The organism is Segatella copri (assembly GCF_026015295.1).
GTDB lineage: Bacteria > Bacteroidota > Bacteroidia > Bacteroidales > Bacteroidaceae > Prevotella > Prevotella copri_C.
Window position 1 is genome coordinate 3,662,098 of sequence record NZ_JAPDUW010000001.1, and the last position, 22,625, is coordinate 3,684,722.

Below are 22,625 nucleotides of genomic sequence, written 5' to 3' on the forward strand. Positions count from 1 at the left end.
ACAGTATGAAATTTCAAATGAAAATCAACTTTCCATGGTCAAGGCCTCTCTTGGCCTGTTGTTTTGTGATGTTTGCCCTCACTGCAATGGCTGATTCCTTTATCAGCTTCCGACAGCAAGGGGGAGCATTTCCTATTTCCACCGCCTCTCAGATGTCTGGTATCTGCATGGATGCTCACGAAAAACAAGGTGTGAAAAGAGCAGCGGAAGACCTGCGTAAGGATATCTATACCGTGTCGGGTCGTTCACCCAGAGTGTGCTGCCAGGGCGAGGATGTGGTGCGTTATCCCATCCTCATTGGTACATACGGAGTGAGTGAAGCTATTACTCGCCTTGCCAAGAAAGGCATCTTGCCAGAGCGTTCGCTCAAGGGCAAGTGGGAGAGCTTTGTCATCAAGACCATTGATCATCCTGCCAAGGGCATGGAGCGTGCCTTGGTGGTGGCAGGTAGCGATATGCGTGGCACCATCTATGGCATTTACGAGATTTCCCGACAGATGGGGGTGTCGCCTTGGTATTGGTGGGCGGATGCGCCGATAGCCAGGCATGAGGAAGTCTTTGCCAAGCCATGCTCCGTGGAGAGTGGAGAGCCGAAGGTGAAATATCGTGGTTTCTTCATCAATGATGAGTTCCCTTGTATGACCACCTGGGCTAGAAATAAGTTTGGGGGCATGAACGGCCAGATGTATGCCCATGTCTTCGAACTCCTTCTTCGCCTCAAGGCAAACTGCCTCTGGCCTGCCATGTGGGGCTCGTTCAAGGAATACAAGCCTTTGGTACCTATCCTGAAGGATGAGAACGGACTGTATGAGGGCAACTGCTTCAATGAGGATGATCAGGAGAATGCCCGACTGGCTGATGAGTATGGCATCGTGATGGGTACCTCGCATCATGAGCCGATGCAACGCTCGCAGCAAGAGTGGATTCGACATAAGAAGAACTATGGCAACGGTGAATGGAACTGGTTGACCAACAAGAATGCCATCAAACGTTTCTTCCGAGAGGGAATCGAGAATAGCAAGGGTTACGACAAGCTCGTGACCATCGGTATGAGAGGTGACGAAGACCGTCCGATGACCGATGCAGGTAGTAGAGAGGCTAACTTCCGGCTGATGGAACAAATCATTTCGGAACAGCGAAAAATCATAGCTGATGTCACCAGGAAACCAGCCTCCGAGACCCCACAGGTCTGGACACTCTACAGTGAGGTGCTCGATTATTATGACCAGGGACTCAAGGTGCCCGATGATGTCATCGTGATGCTTTGCGATGACAACTTCGGTCATGTGCGCCGACTTCCTGATAGAAAGAAAAATTTCCACAAGGGCGGCTATGGTATGTATTATCATGTAGGCTATTATGGTGCGCCGAGAGCCAGCAAGTGGCTCACCATGTCGCATATCGCCGAGATGTGGGAGCAGTTGCAAGCCACTTATCAACATGGTGTGGATAAACTCTGGATGCTCAATGTCGGTGATATCAAGCCCCATGAGTTTGCCATCGACTTTTTTATGAACATGGCATGGAATCCCGATGCCTTCGATGCCAGCAACCTGGAGCAATATGCACAGGGATTCTGTGCCCAGCAGTTTGGTGATAAAGAGGCGAAAGAGGCTGCTCGTCTCTTGATGAGTTATGGAAGATATGCGTCTAGGGTGCAAGCCGAATTGCTGGATGACAAGACATACAATTTGCAGATGGGAGAGTTTAAGGGCGTACGGGATGAATTCCTGGCCTTGGAGGCACGAGCCCTGCGTCAGTATATCACCCTGGATGAGACTGCGAAGGATGCCTATCAAGAGTTGGTTCTCTTCCCAATACAGGGCATGGCTAATCTTTATGATATGTATTACTCTTTGGCGATGAACAAGCAACTCTATCGTGAGGGACGTATTGAGGCTAATACATGGGCAGATAGGGTGGAGGAATGTTACAAGAGAGACTCCTTGCTCTGCGACAATTATAATCACCATATCGCCAATGGCAAGTGGAATCACATGATGGATCAAGTGCATATCGGCTATCAAAACTGGCATGCCCCGCAGCATCAAGTTATGCCTATGGTATATCGCATTCAGCAGAGTACCCCTTTTGCCGTTACGCAGCCTAGTACAGGCTACGTGTTCGAGCAAGATGGCGGCATGGTGGTGATGGAGGCAGAGCATCTCTTCTCACTGACACCTGCTGAATCAGAGAAGTCGCAGTGGAGACTCATCCCTGGTTTAGGACGGACGAAGTCGGGTATAGCTCTCTTCCCATATACCCAGCCAACAGCAGGAGCGTATCTTACCTATAAGATGAGATTTAAGGCAGATATGGATTCGGTGGATGTACATCTTATTACCGATGCAGTAATGCCATTTGTGCTGGGTGGTCATTATGTGGCAGTGTCGCTGGATGGTGGCAAGGAAGAGATTGTAGGGCTGAATCAGAATCTGAACTGGGAGCATAAGTACGACTTGATGTATCCTACAGCCGCATCGCGCATCATTGAGAAGAAGGTGAGGATGGCTGTAGAAAACACGGGGAAGGCTGAACATACCTTGAGGCTTCGTCCTATGCAGCCTGGTATTGTATTTGAGAAAATACTCATAAATCTTGGTGGGTATAAACCTACTCATCTAGGAATGCTAGAGAGTCCTTACGTGAAGTAAGGGCGCTCTCTATACTCCATGTCGGAAAGAATATCTTCTCGGGTTGGAGAAAGTATCATTCCGGGTGCTAGGAAGTAACTTCTCCATTGTTGCCACTAGGCTCAGCAGACCTGCTGAGCCTAGTCAGCAGGTCTGCTGACTGCAGTCGGCACCTCTGTCGAGCCAAGTGGGAACACCTTGTTGTCGTAAATCTATAACCTCTTTAGGCGTACGAATGGTTGGCAGCTACGTTATCATCTGCTGTCAAGCATACGCTTCATGTCGTGATGATAGACCCTGAGATTGTCTTGGAGCAGGTGGTTATCAATCCAGATAACAACAGATACAGCTATTTCGGGCAAAACTTATAGGTAAAGATGTAAAAACGGTGTGTTTCTTTTGAAATGCACCGTTTTTTTCTTACATTATGGTTGTTTGGCTAAAGTATTTGTAACATACAGCAAAGTAAAATGTCTGTTTTATTGCTACCTTTGCACTCAATAATAGGAACTAATAATTTTAGATAAACAATGAACAATAAGTTTTTGATTGCTTCGGCATTGTGTATGAACTTGGGCGCAACAGTGAATGCGCAGAATCCAATTATACAAACCCAGTTAACTGCCGACCCTGCACCGATGGTGGATGGGAATACCCTCTATGTCTATACCGGACACGATGAGGATGGGGCAGACTTCTTCTGGATGAACGAGTGGCGTGTGTATTCCACCACCGATATGGTAAACTGGACCGACCATGGTTCTCCACTCGACCTGAGTTCTTTTTCTTGGGCGGATGACCGTGCCTGGGCGGCACAAACCATCAAGCGAAATGGTAAATATTACTGGTATATCTGCGCCCACTCCAAGTTGAGTGGTGGTATCGCCATCGGTGTTGCCGTGAGCGATTCGCCTACGGGTCCTTTCAAGGATGCACTCGGCAAACCTCTCTTTGATAATGGTCAGTGGGATAACATCGACCCTACGGTCTGGATAGATGATGATGGGCAGGCATATCTCTATTGGGGCAATCCTCATCTCTATTATGCCAAGTTGAATGACGACATGATTAGCCTGAAGGACGGAGTGGACCCTAAGGAAGCCATTGATGACAAGCGACAGGTGGGCAGAATCCACATGACCGTGGATGGCTTTGGTGCTCCTGATGTGGAGAATCGTGACTCTACCGTGAAATATAAAGATAATTATACCGAGGGACCTTGGTTCATGAAGCGTGGCAAGAACTATTATATGCTCTATGCTGCAGGTGGAGTGCCTGAGCATATCGCTTATTCCATGAGCAAGAAGCCTTTCGGACCATGGAAGTATATGGGCGAAATCATGCCATTGGAAGATACGGGTTCCTTTACTAACCATTGCGGTGTGACCGACTTCAAGGGAAAGTCTTATTTCTTCTATCATACGGGTAAACTGGGTGGCGGATTCGGACGCAGCGTAGCTGTGGAAGAATTCAAATATAATGCCGACGGCACATTCCCAATTATCCACCATACTCAGGAAGGAGTGGCTCCTATCGCAACCCTCAATCCTTACAAGCGTCAGGAGGCTGAAACCATCGCTTTCTCTAAGGGAGTGAAGTCGGAGCAGACCGATGATACGGGTGTTTATATCTCTGAAATTCATACAGGTGATTATATCAAGGTACGTGAGGTGGATTTTGGAAATGAGAGTCCGGATGCATTTGCCATCTCAGCGGCGTGCTCTTCGCTTGGAGGTTCGCTGGAGGTTCATCTCGATAAGGAAGATGGCGAACTGATAGCTAAACTTGATGTTACCAAGACGGGTGGCTGGGAAAAGTGGAAGACTTTCTCGGCACAAATGCTAAAGAAAGTGACAGGAAAGCATGATATATACTTCGTGTTCAAGGGATTGAAGGGAAGCAAACTCTTCAATTTCGACTGGTGGAAGTTTGAGAAGAATTTCGCCAATCCTGTGGTTTGGGCTGATGTGCCTGATGTGGATGTAATCCGTGTGGGTGACAGCTTCTATATGGTAAGCACCACCATGCATCTGATGCCGGGTGCGCCTATCATGAAATCGAAGGATCTTGTGAATTGGGAAACCGTGAACTATATCTTCCCAAAACTTACCGATTCGCCTAAGTATGACATGAAGGAGGGTACGGTGTATGGTCGTGGTCAGTGGGCCACTTCGCTGCAGTATCATCGTGGCAAGTTCTATGCGCTCTTTGCTCCGAATGATAATCCTGGTGGAGAGACTTATATCTGTACAGCCGATGATATCGAAGGCAAATGGACTATCCACAGCCGTTTGCAGCATTTCCATGATGCCGCTCTCTTCTTCGATGACGACGATAAAGCATACGTGGTTTATGGAACGGGAGAGATGGTGCAGCTGAATACCGACCTGACGGATGTGGTGCCAGGCAGCCATCGTAAACTCTTTGAGCGTGATGCTGATGAAACGGGTTTGCTCGAAGGCTCCCGCATGATCAAGCACAACGGCAAGTATTATCTCCTGATGATTTCGTGGCCACAGGGACATCCTCGTCGTGAGGTTTGTTATCGTGCTGATAAGATAACGGGTCCTTACGAAAAGAAGGTGATTCTGGAAACGGAGTTTGCCGGATTCAACGGCGTGGGACAAGGTACGATTGTAGATGATAAGGATGGCAACTGGTATGGCATCGTATTCCAAGACCGTGGTGGTGTGGGCAGAGTGCTCACGCTGGAGCCATGTACCTGGAAGGACGGATGGCCTATGCTGACCGATGAGAAGGGCAATATTCCTGCCGAGATGCAGAAGCCTGTGCTGGGCTACGACGGCAAGGGACTCGTGTATAGCGACGATTTCTCGAAGGATAAACTGGAATTGCAGTGGCAGTGGAACCACAATCCTGTGGATAATGCCTGGTCGCTCACAGAGCGCAAGGGCTGGCTCCGCCTGAAGACATCCCGTATTGTTCCTAACATTTTCCTGGCTCCTAATACCATCAGTACCCGTACCGAAGGACCAACCTGCGAGGGAATCATCAAGATGGATGTGAGCAAGATGAAAGATGGCGATGTGGCTGGTCTGTCAGCCTTCCAGGGTGATGCAGCCCTGCTTTCTATCGTAAAGGAAGGCAAGAAACTCTTTGTGGTTGGTACCAAGGAGAGTGTAGCTTTGACAGAAAAGGAAAAGGCTGTGACTGATGTGAAGCGTGAGGAGGTGTATCGCCAGCCTTTGAATCTGAAGCAGGATAAGGCAACGAAATCAAGCATCATCTATCTGAAGATGAGTTGCGATTTCCGTCTTCATCAGGATCTCGCCACCTTATTATATAGTATAGACGGCAAGACTTGGATTCCTGCCATCAAGGATTTCAAGATGCAATATGATTATCGCCGCTTCTTCATGGGTACCCGCATCGCCATCTACAACTATGCCACAAAGGCTGCTGGCGGATATGTGGATGTAGATAGTTTTGAGTATTCTAAAAGAAAATAGGTTTAAAGTTTGAGATATTTTTAATTTTGACGGCACAAAGTGATGGAAAATCAAAAAGTTTCCTTATCTTTGTGCCGTTTTTAATTACTAATCAATGCTGACTTTATGAACAGAAATAATATGATTTTGGGGGCTTGGGTCTTGGGACTATTGTTTCCGATAGAGATGATGGCTAAGACAAGTTGCATAGATAATAGTACTCGACTTTGGTATAACGCTCCTGCCCAACATTGGTTGGAGGCTTTACCTATAGGAAATTCTCATTTGGGAGGTATGGTATATGGCGGAACCACGGATGAGAATATCCAGTTGAATGAGGAAACATTCTGGAGTGGTGGTCCCCATAACAACAATAGCAAGAAATCTCTGGAGAATCTGCCAAAGGTGAGGGAACTCATCTTCAATGGCAGGGAAGAGGAGGCGGCGGCTCTCATCAACCAAACCTTCATCCCTGGACCTCATGGCATGCGCTTCCTGCCGATGGCAAATCTGCATATCACCATGAAAAATCAGGGAAAGGCTGAGCAGTTTGTGCGCAACCTGGATTTGAAGAGGGCAATTGCCACGACTTCTTTCGTGATGGATGGCGTAAGATATACCCGTACTACCTTTGCTTCGCTGGCTGATGGCGTCATCGTTAGCCACATCAAGGCGAGTAGAAAGGGGGCTTTGAATATCAATGTTACCCTGGATTCGCCTTTTGAACATCAGACTCAAAAAACGCCTTCAGGGGTTATGCTGAAGGTGAAGGGACAAGACCAGGAAGGCATCAAGGCGGCTCTCACTGCCGAATGTGTGGCGGATGTAAGGACGGATGGCACCGAGGCAACCATCATCGTGAGTGCTGCCACTAATTTTGTGAACTATCACGATGTGTCGGGCAATGCAGCCCAGCGCAATGCTGACTATATAAATAAGGTGAAACTGATGAGCTATGCACAGTTGGAGAAACGCCATGTGGAGGCTTACCAGAAGCAGTTCGCTACTTCTTCTCTGGTTCTGCCAACCGATATCAATGCTTCGTTGCCTACCAACCAACGCCTGGAGAAATTTGCGGGCAGCAAGGATATGGCGATGGTAGCGCTGATGTATAACTATGGTCGCTATCTGCTCATTTCCTCTTCCCAGCCTGGTGGACAGGCGGCAAACCTGCAGGGCGTTTGGAACGACAGCAAAAATGCACCTTGGGACAGTAAATATACCATCAACATCAATACGGAGATGAATTACTGGCCTGCCGAGGTAACGAATCTCGGTAACACCACGGAACCTCTGTATTCGCTGATTAAGGATTTGAGCGTAACGGGAGCACAGACGGCTAGGGAAATGTATGGCTGTCGTGGCTGGATGGCACATCATAACACCGATATCTGGCGCATAGCTGGTCCGGTGGATGGTGCGCAGTGGGGCATGTTTCCGAATGGCGGAGCCTGGCTCACTACCCATCTCTGGCAGCATTATCTCTATACGGGCGACAAGGCTTTCCTCAAGCAGTGGTATCCGGTAATAAAAGGTGCTGCAGAGTTCTATCTTGACTATATGCAGAAGTTGCCGGGCACCGAATGGAAGGTAACCGTGCCGTCGGTGAGTCCGGAACAGGGACCTATGGGTAAGAGAACTGCCGTAACGGCAGGTTGCACAATGGATAACCAGATAGCCTTCGATGCCTTGACCAGTGCCGTGAAGGCTTCTGAAATATTGTGTGTTGATGAGGCTGAGCGCAAGGCGATGCAGCAGCTGATTTCTCAGATTCCGCCAATGCAGATAGGAAAGTACGGACAGTTGCAGGAGTGGCTCGTGGATGCGGATGATCCGAAGAATGAACATCGCCATATTTCGCATCTCTATGGATTGTATCCATCCAATCAGATTTCTCCTTTCTCTCATCCGGAACTGTTCCATGCCGCAGCCACCACTCTGAAGCATCGTGGCGACCAGGCTACGGGCTGGAGTCTGGGTTGGAAAACGAACTTCTGGGCACGTATGCTCGATGGCAATCATGCTTTCAGAATCATCAGCAATATGCTTCGCCTGTTGCCATCTGATGCGCAGGTAAAGAAATATCCTGATGGCAGAACCTATCCGAATCTCTTCGATGCCCATCCGCCATTCCAGATTGACGGCAACTTCGGAGTAACAGCCGGTATCGCCGAAATGCTCCTGCAGAGTCATGATGGAGCCGTGCATCTCTTGCCAGCCTTGCCTGATGCCTGGAAAGAAGGAAGCGTAAAGGGACTTCGTGCCCGTGGCGGCTTTGTGGTGGATATGGACTGGAAGAATGGCAGACTGATGAAGGCGAAGATTCGTTCCACCATCGGAGGCATCCTGCGTCTTCGCTCATACGTACCACTGAAGGCGAAAAAGCTGAAGAAGGCAGAAGGAAAATGTCCAAATATCCTTTTTGCATCTGCAGAAGTGAAGCCTGTAATGGAACAGCATCGGATAGCAGAAGGAGTGAAGGTTCCTATTCCTGACGTATATGAATATGACTTGGAAACAGAACCAGGAAAGACTTATCTGATTAAATAATGTCATAAAATCACATTTGTTGCCATAAAAGTATCATTTTGTCCACCTCAGGTTGGATAATTATTCGTACTTTTGTGGCAATATTTTTTATAATAATCTTTTAGACCTATCAATGAGAATGAAGAAATTATTATTTGCAACCTGTTGCATCGCTTTTTTGAGCGGTTCTTTGGGAGCTGCGGCGCAGAAAAAATCTGCAGCCAAGAATGTTCTGACACAGACTTTGAAAGGGAAGTCTTGGTCGGCTGATAATGGTAATGGTACCTTTACCAATCCTTTGTTTTATGATGAGTTTTCTGACCCTGATATTATCAGAGTAGGGGAGGATTACTATCTGGCGGGTACCACGATGCACAGTGTGCCGGGACTGGTGGTGCTCCATTCCAAGGATCTCGTAAATTGGGAGTTCTCTTCCTATTGCTTCGACCGCTTTGATGATTCTGATGATTTCAATCTCCGTAATGGCAAGGAGGCGTACGGACAGGGTATCTGGGCGCCTGCCATCCGATATCACAACGGAAAGTTCTATATTTTCTCCAATATCAACGGGCATGGATTGCAGGTGTATATCTCGGACAGTGCCAAGGGACCTTGGACGCATCATAAAGTTAATGGCGACATCTACGACCTCTCTGTGCTCTTCGATGAGGATGGCAAGATTTATGCCGTGCACAAGTATGGCAACGTCACCGTTACGGAGTTGAAGCCTGATTTGAGCGGTCCGGTAGAGGGCAGCAGCAAGGTGGTGATTCCTGAAGGCAATGCGATGGGTGAGGGACATCATGTTTATAAAATCAATGGTATGTACTATATCCTCTCTGCAGATTATTCACCGATGGGCCGCATGCAGTGTGCCCGAAGCAAGAGCATCTGGGGACCTTATGAAACTTGCGTAATTAGCGAGCGTGAATCGTATGGTTATGCTGCGGGATGGAGCGTAGGTAACATGGGAATCGGTCGGCCTTTGCCGGAAGATGGTTTCAATTTCCAGAACAACAAGCCTAATGGTCTGAACCTGGGATGTGCTACCATTCATCAGGGTGGCATCGTGCAGGCTCCTGACGGGAAATGGTGGGGCGTTTCTATGCAGGACTTCAATGCTGTGGGAAGAACGGTGTGCCTGTCGCCTATCACTTGGGTTGACGGCTGGCCTTACTTCGGATTGGAGAAGAACCTGGGACGCTCGCCTCGTACCTGGTTCAAACCGAATGATATGGTAAAAACACCACAGGCTCCATACGACAGATGTGATGATTTCTCGGGTAAAACTTTTAAACCGGTTTGGCAATGGAATCATAATCCGAATGACAATATGTGGTCGCTGAATAAGGAGCGAAAAGGATGGCTCCGTTTGCATTCCATGCCTGCCAAGCAACTGCTTTGGGCAAAGAATACATTGACGCAGCGTGCCATCGGACCGGTATCTTATACATCTGTAAAGTTGGATGCTTCCCGCTTGAAGGTAGGTGATGAGGCTGGTTTGGGTGCCATCAATACGCCATACGCTTCATTGGGCGTTGTCAAGACGGATAAGGGGTTGAACTTGAGATGTTATGACCAGAATACCAACAAGGAAGTGTTGAAGCCGTTGGCTAAAAGTAAGGTAGTATGGTTGCGCCTTTGGGGTGATTATGACAAGAGCCAGTTGCAATATTCCTATTCTCTGGATGGTAAGAACTGGGAGAATATCGGTGAGCAGATGCTTTCACCTTATCAGTTGAAGACCTTTCAGGGGGTACGTGTGGCACTTTATGCTTTCAACAAGAAGGAATTGAATGGCGGTGTGGCTGATTTTGATGATTTCAAGGTGGAGGAGCCGATGGCAGACAGAACTGCCAATCTGCCTATCGGAAAGACCATAAGATTCTCTAATCTCGCTGATGGCAGTCTGATGGATGCTACTGGACATGGATTGATGCATAGTTCTGGTAACCGGAACGACATGAGAAATCAGGTGAAGTTTGTTGTGGAGGATAGAGGTAAGGGAAAGATTGCTTTGAAGACGGCTGACGGACGATATGTTTATATTGCTGGTGCTGGTTTATCTGGTGATGTTCGTCTGACTTCAGACTCTTCCAAGGCAGAGGAGTTTGTATGGCAGGATATGCTTTATAACCGCTGCATGCTGCTTTCTCTGAAGACTCAGCGTTATGTGGGTAAGAATCCTGTGGATGGAAGTCCTTATTCTGCAGATTACCAAGGTGCTGATGCCGGCATGAAGAACGGCTGTGTTTTTACATGGGAAGTTGTTGAGTAAAGATGTCTATTCTTTATAAATTAGAAGAGGCAGACTCTCGCTGTGGGGAGTCTGCCTCTTTTTTTTATGTGATATTGTTCGATTATTCGAAATAGAATGTAAGTGCTATCATTTTGCTATGTGCTGACTTAGCTGATAGTGTATATGGAAGTGTACTCTTGTCTTTTACATTTTTGATGTGATTCTTATCGTATGTATCTGTTATTCCATACATGAATTTTAATTCAGGGCGAAGTTTGAAATAAGGCAGATAGAAATCACACCCCAATCCCAGTTCTAGGAACAGATCTGTTTTCTTCAGTTTGATATAATCTTCGTTCTTGCTGTTCAGATTCATCATCGGGTTGATTCCTGCCATGATGTATGGGCGGTGATTGTTGAATCTCTGTGCTGCAAATATCAGGTCGAGGGCACTGGAAATGTAAGCCGTCTTCATCTCCTGTTTCTGTTGGATCGGATTACCGGCTCCATCTTTTTCCAGCATGTTGTAGAAGGAGAGATGTCGGGTACCGAAATACATGGCTGGTGCTATGCGTAGCTGGAAGTGGGTGTTGAGACGGAATTCTCCTAGTACACCTACTGTAAATCCTGTATCCCATCTGTCCTGGTCTACTGTTACACAGCTTTGCTGCTCAATGCCGTCAGCATCAAGATAAGTCACCGGTCCTGCATTCTGGAATTCTATATCCTGGAAGTGGGTGCCTACTAATACACCGAAGTGGAATGGGCGCAAATCGGTATAAGGACGGTTTTCTACCGTTCTTTCCTGTGCGCCAGCCTGGATTGTGATGGCAAGGCTTATGATGAATGTCAATAGTTTCTGTTTCATATATTTATAACGGAATATTCCTCTTCATATTGCTTTCCGTTTTATTTCGATTATGTATAAATTAATCTAATTCTTGAAAATTCTTATACCTAATTGTAGGTATTTCAGAAATTATTATTATCTTTGCACCATAATTATTAGGTAATATACCTGATGTTATGAAGTAAGACAAATTAAAAGCATATTATACAAAAACATTATAAACATTTAAACATTAATAATTATGGCATACGTAATTGGTGACGATTGTATCGCTTGCGGTACATGTATTGATGAGTGTCCATCAGGTGCAATCTCTGAGGGCGATAAGTATTCAATCAACCCAGACCTCTGCACAGAGTGTGGCACTTGTGCTGATGTTTGCCCTAACGAGGCAATCAGTCTTCCTTAATCTATAAGGTAGATACTTTTAGTTACATAAAACATTGAGAGCGGTTCCTTTGGAATCGCTCTTTTCTTTTTCTATTGTTTAAAGATTTTGTTTTATCGTTATTTCCTTTTATTTGCTTATAGTACAAATCAAATAAACTAAAAGGGGATTGCATCAATATCTGATGCAATCCCCAATATGTTGTAGTTAATGTTATGCTTATTCGCCTGGCTTGAGACCTGCCTTCTCGTAAGCATCGTTAGCCAATTTGTTCTGTGGATCAAGCTTCAGAAGCTTATCCCAGTATGGCTTAGCTGTATTGAAATCCTGCTTGTCGTAGGTATAGATGAAGCCCATATACTGGTAAGATGTCTTCAGGTAGCTGAGCTCATCTTCATCACACTGCTTTGCTTCCAGCTCATTGATTACTTCTGTATAAGCAGCAATAGCCTTGTCGTCCAACTCGTTCTGGAAAGCAGTGTTACCCTCCTGAAGCTTAGCAAATGGCTTCAATGTAGGATATTTCTCTGCTAACTTAGCGTATACGCTGATAGCCTTGTCGATGTTCTCAATCTTCTTTGCTGGATCTTTCTTAGCCTTGTTTACATAGATTTCAGCAAGCTTCATGAAGTCTGTAGGAGCAGCATTTGGATTCTTATCCATGTACTGCTGGTTGTACTCCAATGCCTTGTCTTCATCGCCCAACTCCTTGTAAGCCTCAGAGATATACTGCAATGGCTTAGGATCGTCTGCCTTCATCTCCAATGCCTTCTGGTACTGAGCAATAGCCTCATTATACTGTTTGTTGCCAGCCAAAGCCAAACCATAATAAGCAACGATACTAGCATTTTTCTTGATAGAATCTGTGTTCATTACGATGTTTGAATGCTTTAGAGCGGATTCAAAGTTCTTTACGTCAACTGCAGCGCGCATAGCCAAAACCTGCATAGCTGCATCCTTAGGGAACTTCTGGATACCACTTTCGCAAAGGCTCAAACTTTCTTCCTTCTTTCCAACGATGTAAGCTGTGAAAGCATATTCGTACTGAGTATACTCTTCAAGTGTGTTTGGCTTAGCCTTTGAGAAATACTCATAAGCCTTCTCGTAGTTGCCAGCGCTGAAGAAGTTGTGACCTGCTTCTGCCTCGATAGGGTAGTTAGGGTTGATTTCTCTCAGTTTGTTCAAAGCTTCCGCACTTGCCTGTGGGTCAATTTTACGGTAAACGTTAGAATAGCTGATGTATCCCTGAGGATTCTTAGGATCCATTGTCATACACTGACCATACCATGTAGCAGCCTCACCACCATTGTCCTGCATTGCATAGATGTCACCTTTCAGAATGTAAGCGTCACCATAGTTCTTGAACTTAGCGATGACAGCATCAGCAACAGCATTAGCCTGATCATAGTTCTTGTTCATTGCAAGAAGGTTACCCAAAGCTACCAATGCCTTAGGATCCTTTTTGAACTCCTTCTGGTATTCCTTGATTTCCTTGGCAAAAGCCTTAGGATCTGCATTACCAGCCTTCAATGTAGTCTCTATAGGTTTCAGCATGTCCTTATAGTTGACATCCTGTGCCATTGCAGGTGCTGCCAATCCCATGACGAGCAAACCTGCTACTAAATATTTAATTGCTTTCATAATTCTACTTTTTTATATGTGTCTCTTTCTTAGCTTTTTCTTTAGCGTTTTACATTAACGGTCTTTATAGTAATGTCACCTCTGTATGGAAGTAAACCGGTCTTGAACAGAATGAGCTGACCTCTTGGGCCTGAAATGTAGTTTGCGAAGCTCCAAGGCAATGCCCTGTGAGGGTCAACTACAATAGCATATAATGTTCTGACGAACGGATATCTTCCATCCAGCAAGTATGCCTGATATGGTTGCCAGCTGTTATATGGTGTTGCCACATCTTTGATAGATACTCGCATGACATGAATATTCTTCTTAAATGTAGTGTTGGTTGAATCACGGCGGTCGTTGAGCCAGTTAGATCCAATTACACCGATTGAGCCTGGGTTCTGATCCACATAGTCGATAACCTCTTTACTAGTTTTTGCGGCCATGATTTTTGCACCCATTTTAGCTCCGTGCAGTACAGAGTCTACTACATAATTGGTTGTTGCAGAGCGGGTATTATCGAAAATAACTTCGATGTCACCTCTCTTAGAACCTTTCACAATATCACTCCATTTTGTTGCCTTACCCGTAAGGATACGTTTGATATCTTTTACCGTAATACAAGTATCATTGTTTTGCTTGTTTACAATAAATGCCAATCCATCGTAACCGATAGGAAAAACAGAAGGAATTACATTGCTTTTAGACTTCAAGTAGGCTATTTCACTATCTTTCAAATTACGTGTAGTGAACAAGAGCGCTGTTTTGAAATCTTTAATCATCTGAAGTCCGGTGACTTCATCTGTATACTTCGGCTTGAGTTTAGCTTTTGGGAACTCATACTCAAACTGACTTCTTTCTTCGTCAATGATAGGACTCAAACTCTCGTCAGCCACAAATTCAATTGTGCCTGAAGTAGGAGTATCAGTTCTACCATCTTTGGCTTTCTTCTCGCCACATGACGAGAAGAAAGCCATTGATAGTACTGTTAATCCTATACCTAAAAAAATATAAGATGTTCTTTTCATTCTATTACTGCAATCTAAATACAACTGGTACAGTATACTTAACACGTACAGCAGAACCGTTTTGCTTACCAGGTTTCCACCTAGGCATGCTCTTAACGACACGCTGTGCTTCACGGTCAAGTGAAGGGTCAACTGAACGAGCTACCCTAACATCAGAGATAGAACCATCACGTTCTACCACGAATGATACGATAACACGACCCTGTACACCATTCTCCTGTGCAACGACAGGATACTTGATGTTGCTTGCAAGGTAAGACATCAAAGCTCCATTTCCACCAGGGAATGAAGGCATCTCCTCTACAACATCGAAGACCTTAGTAGAAACTTCTGGTTTTGGTGCTGGTGGTGGAGGTGGAGCTACCGTTGCAATATCACTTCTTACAGCTTCAATTGTACGGTCCTTCACACCTTCCTTGTTTTCAGTACCGACTGCAACTTTTTCATCCAGTTTATCCATCTGCTTAACCTGGTTTTCCTCTTTTACGAGTTCATCCTTCTTAATGACAGGTGCGGTAAACTTCTGAGTTTCGCGAGCCACAGGTATCTCCTTCTTTGGTTCAATCTTTGGCTTCACTGGCTCCTTCTTCTTTTCTTCCTTCTTAGCCTGCTGCTGGAGTTTAGCCAACTCCATAGCTTCCATATATGCCTGCTGTTCTTCGGCCTGTTTCTGTTCGATGACTTTCCAAGCCAAGAATCCACCCACGAGAGCTGCAGCAATGACCAAGATCAGAAGAGCCTTGATGTTTCGGCCAGAAGTACCCTTACGGAGCTGGTATGCACCATACTCCTTGTTCTTTCCGGCGAAAACCATATCGACCCATTTAGGATCGTAAAGATCTATTTTTGCCATTTCTTTCTTGTTTAAAATTGTTTGTTACTCATCTTACATCTTAACGTTTCTAGACTTGAGAAGTTTCTCGTCGTCTGCGTTAATCTTATCGATGACGTAAGTACCAATGTTTGAAATCTGCATTTCGTCGAGAGCGTCAACCATATTCTTGTAAGAAGCATTGTCGGTAGGCTTGATGACGATGGTAAGAGTAGGAATCTTTCCGTCCTTCAAGTTACCAGCCTTCAAATCGCTCAACTTCTTCTGATAGATGCTATCAGGATACTGCTTAGGATTCTTCTGACGGTCCATGTTCAACTCCTTGACAGCAAGTGCGATTCTTTCTACAGGGCGTGTGCCGTTTTCTGTAGCGTGCTCTCTCAAGACCTTACGGATGCCCTGGCTGCCCCATGTAGTCTCCTTGATCCATGATGGGTCATCGTACTTAGGAATACCTGCACCATAATAAATCTTGTTGTCTGCTGTTACGTAGAGTGTCACAGTCTCAGAAGCCTTTGCTTCGTTCTTCTTGTCCTCTGGTTGGTTGTCATCATTACTTGGCATAGTCAGCTCCATAGTCTGAGGTTTGCTCAATGATGTACACAGCATGAAGAACGTGATAAGCAGCATGAGCATATCCACCATAGGCGTAAAGTCTACGCGGACATTCATTTTCTTTTGTTTGCTTTCTTTCTTTGCCATTTATTCGTCCCCCTGTTTTTTTAACTGTGTAATCATATAGTAATGACTCTCGTCCATATCCTGGAGTTCGTTCATCACTCTCTTAACGGTCTTGTAAGGTGTAGAAGCATCTGCCTTCAGGGCAATCTTGATGTCCTCGTTTACGTTACGAGCTGCGTCAACCCACTGCTGGAACTCGCTCATACCGCCCTTAATACTGTCGAGAGGAATACCTTTAGTCTGGAGATACTGTGGACGCTTAGAAGCGTTCATTGTCAGATAAGTACTCAAGTCGTTCATTGGTACACCAAACGTACCTTCGCTCTTGAATGTCTCAATCTGCTTTGGATTCAATGACACGCCGAATGCTCCTGTCATTGTGCTCAGTGTAGCTCCCAACTGATCAGTATTATCAATACTCATAAATACTTGGCCCTCGCCGGTAGGATTACCAGCCTTGTCCTTTTCTGGACTTACCAAGATAGTCAAGACGCCGTTCTCTGGCACCTTAATCTCAGACACAGATCCTGGTGTGTTAACCTTTACAGGCTCATTCTTTACGAATGTAGAGGTGAGCATGAAGAAGGTAAGCAGCAGGGTCATAACGTCTGACATAGGCGTCATATCGATCCAGACGTCACTCTTCTTAATTTTTACTTTACCCATAGCGATAAAATTTTAAAGGGTTAGCAAAAATTAAGCCTCTTCTGCGTGGTTAGCTTCGTATGTCTGAGCAATTGAGTAACCTACCTCGTCGAGTGCGTATGTCAACTTATCTACCTTGTTGGTGAATGTGTTGTAAGATACAACGGCACACCATGATGTCAAGATACCGAATGCGGTGTTGATCAACGCCTCAGAAATACCTACAGAAAGTGCTGCTGAGTCAGCGCCACCACCTTCACCCATGGCCTGGAATGACTTGATCATACCGGTTACAGTACCGAGAAGACCTGTCAAAGTACCAAGTGTTACGATTGTAGCGATGATAGGCAAGTTCATTGTCAAAGTTGGCATCTCTAACTGAGTTGCCTCTTCGTGAGCCTGCTGGATCTTAGCTACCTTCTGAGCCTTCTTCAAAGATGCGTTAGCACCAGACTCCATAGACTTGTAAGCGTTCAAAGAAGCCATAACAACGTTAGCTACTGTACCGCGCTGCTTGTTGCAGAGCTGCTCAGCCTTAGCGAAATCATTTGCGTTCAAAGCTGCCTTGATGTTTGCAACGAACTTAGGAAGAGCACCTTTACCTGTAGCGGTCTTAAGAGCCAACCAACGCTCGATTGTCATAGCCAACACTGTGAGCAACAATGTGTGGATAACTGGTACGATTACACCACCTTTGTAGATAGTACCCCAAATGTCTGCTGGGTGATCCTGTACACCTGGATCCTGGAAGTGCATGTCGTTACCGAACCATGTGAAGAACAATGTGAATGCGATGATAGCACATACCACGATGATCCAGAATGCGCCTCTTACTCCCTGAAAGCCCTCAGACTTCTTAGCTGGGGCTGCTTGTTTTGTAGTTGCCATAATTTTACTTTTTTTTAAATTATTAGTTAATAAATTATTAATATTTTCTTTTTTTCTTTCTCGCTTCGTAGACCTTGAATGTGTCGTTTGTCAATAAACACAGTTGGGTTATCTATTTTGCATTGGCAAAGATAATAAATTAAAGTTTACTATCAGCCTAATTAAGAAGTTTTAACGAGATATTGGCTTATTTTATACCAATATCTCGCATTTTTCTTACATTTTGACCCTTGAAAATGGTCTTTAAGCCATTTTTATTTCAACTTGCCCAAAGCTTCCTTGATGCGCTTGATAGCTTCAACGATGTTCTCGTCGCTTGTTGCATAGCTCATGCGGAAACAGTCTGGATCACCGAATGCGTCACCACCTACGGTGGCTACATGTGCTTCCTCGAGAAGGTACATGGCAAAGTCGGTTGAATTGTTGATGGTCTTCTCACCATTGCTCTTGCCAAAGTAGCTGTTGCACTTAGGGAAGAGATAGAAGGCACCCTGTGGCATGTTTACCTCAAGACCTGGAACCTCTTTAGCCAACTTTACAATCAGGTTGCGTCGGCGCTCGAAAGCTACGCGCATTTCCTCTACTGCACTCTGGTCGAGTGTGTAGGCTGCTTCTGCTGCCTTCTGGCTGACAGAACATGTACCGCTGGTATACTGTCCCTGGAGCTTGTTGCAGCCCTTGATGATCCATTCCGGACCAGCCAGGAAACCGATTCTCCATCCTGTCATGGCGTAAGCCTTAGATACACCATTGGCAATGATAACCTGCTCCTTCATGCCCGGTTCCTGAGCAATGCTGTGGTGCTTGCCGATATAATTGATGTGTTCGTAGATTTCATCTGCCAACACAAATACTTCAGGATGCTTCTTGAGTACTTCTGCCAGTGCTGCCAACTCTTCCTTAGAGTATACGCTACCGGTAGGGTTGCTTGGAGAACAGAGAATGAGCATCTTGGTCTTCTCTGTAATGGCATTCTCCAACTGCTCTGCTGTCATCTTGAAGTCCTGGTCGAAACCGGCATTTACAATGACCGGAGTACCTCCTGCCAATTTCACCATCTGTGGGTAGCTTACCCAATATGGTGCAGGAATGATAACCTCGTCGCCTGGATTTACGAGTGCCAATACAGCGTTGCAGACGCACTGCTTACCACCAGTACCAACGATTACTTCATTGGTAGTGTACTCCAAACCATTCTCGTTCTTTAATTTGGCTACAATTGCTTTTCGCAAGTCAGGATAACCTGGTACTGGTGAATAACGGGAATAGTTCTCGTCAATAGCCTTCTTTGCTGCCTGTTTGATATTGTCAGGAGTGTTGAAGTCTGGTTCACCTACGCTCATGTTGATTACATCAATACCTTGAGCTTTCATTTCACTACTCTTCTGTGACATCGCCAGCGTTGCTGAAGGTGCCAATCTGTTTAAACGATCAGATAATTGTGCCATAATTTTATTCTTATATTTGTTTATCGTGTGCAAAAGTAAGCAAATTATTTCTTTTTCGGAAGAAAATTGAGCATTATTTCATGTTTTGTATTGAAATAATAACATAATTTTATTATCCGAGGTGTAAAGTATGCCCCATGCGGTCTCTCTTGGTCTTGAGATAACGCTCATTGTACTTGTTTGGTACAACTTCGATAGGTACATTTTCTACGATTTCCAAACCGTATGCTTCGAGACCTACGCGCTTTACCGGATTGTTGGTGAGCAGACGCATTTTGTGTACACCGAGATGGCGGAGCATCTGTGCACCGCAACCATAGTCGCGCTCGTCTGGCTTGAAACCGAGATGAGTATTGGCGTCAACGGTATCATAGCCTTCTTCCTGGAGTTTGTAGGCTGCAATCTTGTTCATCAGACCGATGCCGCGTCCTTCCTGCTGCATGTAGACAACAACTCCCTTTCCTGCCTCGTCTATCATTTGCATGGCCTTGTGGAGTTGCTGACCGCAGTCGCAACGCTTGCTGCCCAGAATGTCGCCAGTAGCGCAAGAAGAGTGAACACGGACCAGGATAGGTTCGTCTTCTTTCCATTCTCCCTTGATGAGTGCCATGTGTTCCAGACCATTGCTAGACTGGCGGAACGGAATGAGGCGGAAGTGGCCGTATTCTGTAGGCATGTCAACCTCTTCGCCCACTTCGATGAGTGATTCTTTCTTGAGTCGGTATTCTATCATGTCTTTAATAGAAATAACCTTGAGGTTCCATTCTTTTGCCATCTTCATCAGTTCTGGCAGACGTGCCATGGTACCGTCTTCATTCATGATTTCCATAAGTGCGCCTGCTGGATAGAGGCCTGCCATTTTACAAAGATCGATGGCTGCTTCTGTGTGTCCGCTTCTTCTTAATACTCCGTTATCTTGTGCGTAGAGCGGATTGATGTGACCCGGTCTGCCGAAAGTCTGTGGGGTAGAATTCGGGTTGGCAAGTGCTTTGATGGTTTCGGCACGGTCGTGTGCAGAAACACCGGTAGAGCAGCCTTCCAGTTTATCTACGGTTATGGTGAATGGTGTTCCCAATACAGAGGTGTTCTCTGAAACCTGATGAGGCAAGTCGAGCTCATCGCAGCGGCTCAGGGTGATAGGGGCACAGAGTACACCTCTTGCGTGTTTCAGCATGAAGTTTACTTTTTCTGCGTCTATCTTCTCTGCGGCAATGATGAGGTCGCCTTCGTTTTCGCGGTCTTCGTCATCAACAACAATGACGAACTTTCCTTCCTTGAAGTCTTTTACTGCATCTTCGATGCTATTTAATTTGATTTCTGACATGTTTGATACCTTATTATATAGTTACATTTTACTTTTTCTGTTCTCTAATCCGTTGGATGATGTCCGTATTGGTCTGACTGATGACCTTGAGGTCACGGAACAAGCGCAGTCGGAATCGCCACATTCTCAAATATAGCAGTGTGCCCACAGGGAAAATGATGGCTGCAATGATGTTGAGCCATTTCCGCTCGAATGGGCGTGTATGTGCCTTGACAGAAAGAACCGGATATTGGTTCATGTCGTGCAGGATATACTTGTTGGCGGTGTTGGTCAAATCTTCTATTACCTCTTCCAATTCTGCATTGATTCTTTCTATCTCATGATCAGGCTCGTATTTGAAGAATACATTGATGACGTTTGGAAGATGAACCAGTTTGTGCTCCTTATTATATAAGGTGATGTCTTGGTTGATTCTTTCCAGTTTCTCTGCATCCGCCTGATAGTCCGGGTCGGTGATGATGACTTCCTTGCCGAAGTAATGGCGTTTCTGTCGTAAACCGAGCAGTTTCATGAAGAACTCTTTGTAAACATCCATATTGAATACGGAAGAGTCATTGGTTGCCTTGTAGGTTACGAAGATAGCCAAAGGCGTCAATACTGCCGGTGCAAGACCTTTACCGAACCAGATGGCCCACATTCCGCTTCTTGACATTCTGTATCCTGTATTGTCGAGGATAAAGAAGACGATGAACACAAGTACGGAGATGACGACAGGGAAACCCAGTCCTCCTTTTCGGATGATGGCTCCTAATGGCGCTCCGATAAAGAAGAATATGAGACACGAAAGGGCTAGAGTGAACTTGTTGATAGCCTCAATCTTGTGCTGTCTTATCATGTAGTCTGCATCGCTCGTTGACATCGATTTGAAATCAAGGTCAGAAAGCTCCTGTTGTACGGTAGACTGTGCCTGGTTTACCGCCATGAGCTTCTTGTCCTGTGGCAACTTATTATATAAGGTGTCGAAATTGAGTTTTTCGCCCTTCTTGATTTCTTTGAGAGAGTCCTTCTTGTTGATGCGCTGTGCACCTCCATAGAATCTCACGTTGGCTTCGTTCAGGTAGATTCTTCCGATTGAATCATATAATTGGTTGAGCGAATCGATGTCGTGGTTGATTTTCTCCAGACTTTTACCCTTCGCATTTCCTGAAAGCGAAGCTGCATCGGTCATACTGAAGTCTCCATCAAAGTCGAGAATGATTTTTTTTGAAACGAAAGTCTCTCGTCTGTATGGTACGGCAGCAGTATTGGCAAGTGCACTGCTTTGCATGTTCTCAAACCATTCTCCACTGTATAGGCTCAGAACAAGATGCTTCTTCTCCGCAGTACTCTGGAGCATGCCAGAGTCTGCCAATATGATGGCGGCATCTTCATAGCTGTCGGTCATGCGGTAAATCATGATGCCGTAAAGTTTTCCGGTTTTCAAATCCTTCTTCTGCACATAAAGGTTGCAGTTTGGAATACCATCATAGAAGATTCCTTCCGGAATTTCCAGTTCCGGGCTTTTCTGTTTCATGGAAATCAGAAGTTGTGCCAGTTTCATGTTCGACTTAGGTCCCACATTGTTCTGGAAATAGAATGAGCCAAACATGATGATGACGGTGATGACGATAAGTGAGCGGAAAGCTTGCATCAGTGAAATGCCGGCAGCCTTGATGGCTGTAAGTTCCGAACTCTCGCCGAGATTACCGAACGTCATGAGTGAAGACAGGAGAATAGCCAAAGGCAGGGCCTGTGGTACGAGCATCAGACCCATGTACCAGAAAAATTGAGCCATCACGTCCATCGTGAGTCCCTTACCGATGAGATCATCAATATATCTCCATAAGAACTGCATCATCAGCACAAACTGGCAGATGAAGAAAGTTCCCATGAAAAGGAGACCAAACTGCTTGGCAATAAATATGTCTAATTTCTTAATTCTAAGCATTTCAATATTCTGTTGTTTCAGACCTTTTCTTTATTTAAAATAATAGCAGGTCTGTTATTCAGCGTGCAAAGGTAATATAAAAAAATAAGAAAACCTTTATTTTTCGTTTTTTTTATATATATAATTAGGTGAAAGTGGGGCAGG

16 protein-coding genes are annotated in these 22,625 nt (G+C 45.4%); 6 read left to right on the top strand and 10 right to left on the bottom strand.

Features of this window, described 5'->3' with window-relative positions; all coding sequences use genetic code 11:
• The first annotated feature begins 86 nt into the window (after nucleotides 1-86).
• The 5 genes from ONT18_RS15240 (at nucleotide 87) to ONT18_RS15260 (ending at nucleotide 10,889) form a co-directional block, all read left to right on the top strand.
• On the top strand, nucleotides 87-2,654 hold the full coding sequence (locus tag ONT18_RS15240; protein ID WP_264906557.1) for a glycosyl hydrolase 115 family protein: 2,568 nt from the start codon (nucleotides 87-89) through the stop codon (nucleotides 2,652-2,654).
• Nucleotides 2,655-2,872: 218 nt separating this feature from the next.
• Nucleotides 2,873-3,004 carry a hypothetical protein gene (locus tag ONT18_RS15245; protein WP_264906559.1) on the top strand — a complete coding sequence of 44 codons (132 nt, stop codon included), beginning with the start codon at nucleotides 2,873-2,875 and terminating at the stop codon, nucleotides 3,002-3,004.
• A gap of 159 nt (nucleotides 3,005-3,163) precedes the next feature.
• Complete coding sequence (locus ONT18_RS15250; protein WP_264906561.1) at nucleotides 3,164-6,103, top strand: family 43 glycosylhydrolase; 2,940 nt, start codon at nucleotides 3,164-3,166, stop codon at nucleotides 6,101-6,103.
• 105 nt (nucleotides 6,104-6,208) lie between these two features.
• Nucleotides 6,209-8,632: a glycosyl hydrolase family 95 catalytic domain-containing protein gene (locus ONT18_RS15255; RefSeq protein ID WP_437183731.1), complete on the top strand. Its 2,424-nt coding sequence runs from the start codon at nucleotides 6,209-6,211 to the stop codon at nucleotides 8,630-8,632.
• Between the two features lie 118 nt (nucleotides 8,633-8,750).
• Entirely contained in the window at nucleotides 8,751-10,889 is a 2,139-nt protein-coding gene (locus ONT18_RS15260) for a family 43 glycosylhydrolase (protein ID WP_264906562.1), read from the top strand.
• An 82-nt stretch (nucleotides 10,890-10,971) separates the two neighbouring features.
• On the opposite strand, the gene ONT18_RS15265 is transcribed toward ONT18_RS15260, so the two are convergent.
• Nucleotides 10,972-11,718, bottom strand: coding sequence for a porin family protein (locus ONT18_RS15265; protein ID WP_118139904.1), 747 nt, complete (start codon nucleotides 11,716-11,718; stop codon nucleotides 10,972-10,974).
• A 223-nt stretch (nucleotides 11,719-11,941) separates the two neighbouring features.
• On the opposite strand from ONT18_RS15265, the gene ONT18_RS15270 reads away from it, so the two are divergent.
• Nucleotides 11,942-12,109 carry a 4Fe-4S binding protein gene (locus ONT18_RS15270; protein WP_022120089.1) on the top strand — a complete coding sequence of 56 codons (168 nt, stop codon included), beginning with the start codon at nucleotides 11,942-11,944 and terminating at the stop codon, nucleotides 12,107-12,109.
• A gap of 198 nt (nucleotides 12,110-12,307) precedes the next feature.
• Here ONT18_RS15270 and ONT18_RS15275 read toward each other — a convergent pair whose 3' ends face one another.
• From ONT18_RS15275 to ONT18_RS15315, 9 genes are all read right to left on the bottom strand, one after another.
• Complete coding sequence (locus tag ONT18_RS15275; protein WP_264906566.1) at nucleotides 12,308-13,729, bottom strand: tetratricopeptide repeat protein; 1,422 nt, start codon at nucleotides 13,727-13,729, stop codon at nucleotides 12,308-12,310.
• 41 nt (nucleotides 13,730-13,770) lie between these two features.
• Nucleotides 13,771-14,736, bottom strand: a complete 966-nt coding sequence (locus ONT18_RS15280; protein ID WP_118200629.1) for a PstS family phosphate ABC transporter substrate-binding protein — start codon at nucleotides 14,734-14,736, stop codon at nucleotides 13,771-13,773.
• A gap of 4 nt (nucleotides 14,737-14,740) precedes the next feature.
• Entirely contained in the window at nucleotides 14,741-15,589 is an 849-nt protein-coding gene (locus ONT18_RS15285) for an energy transducer TonB (protein ID WP_218434902.1), read from the bottom strand.
• Between the two features lie 33 nt (nucleotides 15,590-15,622).
• On the bottom strand, nucleotides 15,623-16,270 hold the full coding sequence (locus ONT18_RS15290; protein WP_022120093.1) for an ExbD/TolR family protein: 648 nt from the start codon (nucleotides 16,268-16,270) through the stop codon (nucleotides 15,623-15,625).
• Nucleotides 16,271-16,915, bottom strand: coding sequence for an ExbD/TolR family protein (locus tag ONT18_RS15295; RefSeq protein WP_022120094.1), 645 nt, complete (start codon nucleotides 16,913-16,915; stop codon nucleotides 16,271-16,273).
• 30 nt (nucleotides 16,916-16,945) lie between these two features.
• Complete coding sequence (locus ONT18_RS15300) at nucleotides 16,946-17,782, bottom strand: MotA/TolQ/ExbB proton channel family protein (protein WP_022120095.1); 837 nt, start codon at nucleotides 17,780-17,782, stop codon at nucleotides 16,946-16,948.
• A 254-nt stretch (nucleotides 17,783-18,036) separates the two neighbouring features.
• A complete protein-coding gene (locus tag ONT18_RS15305; protein WP_006849146.1) occupies nucleotides 18,037-19,230 on the bottom strand; it encodes a pyridoxal phosphate-dependent aminotransferase in 1,194 nt (397 codons plus the stop codon).
• A 112-nt stretch (nucleotides 19,231-19,342) separates the two neighbouring features.
• The gene (locus tag ONT18_RS15310) at nucleotides 19,343-20,554 is read right to left on the bottom strand and encodes a bifunctional 3,4-dihydroxy-2-butanone-4-phosphate synthase/GTP cyclohydrolase II (protein WP_264906572.1); all 1,212 of its coding nucleotides are present in this window, start codon (nucleotides 20,552-20,554) and stop codon (nucleotides 19,343-19,345) included.
• Between the two features lie 28 nt (nucleotides 20,555-20,582).
• Nucleotides 20,583-22,481: an LptF/LptG family permease gene (locus ONT18_RS15315; protein WP_264906574.1), complete on the bottom strand. Its 1,899-nt coding sequence runs from the start codon at nucleotides 22,479-22,481 to the stop codon at nucleotides 20,583-20,585.
• Nucleotides 22,482-22,625: the final 144 nt, after the last annotated feature.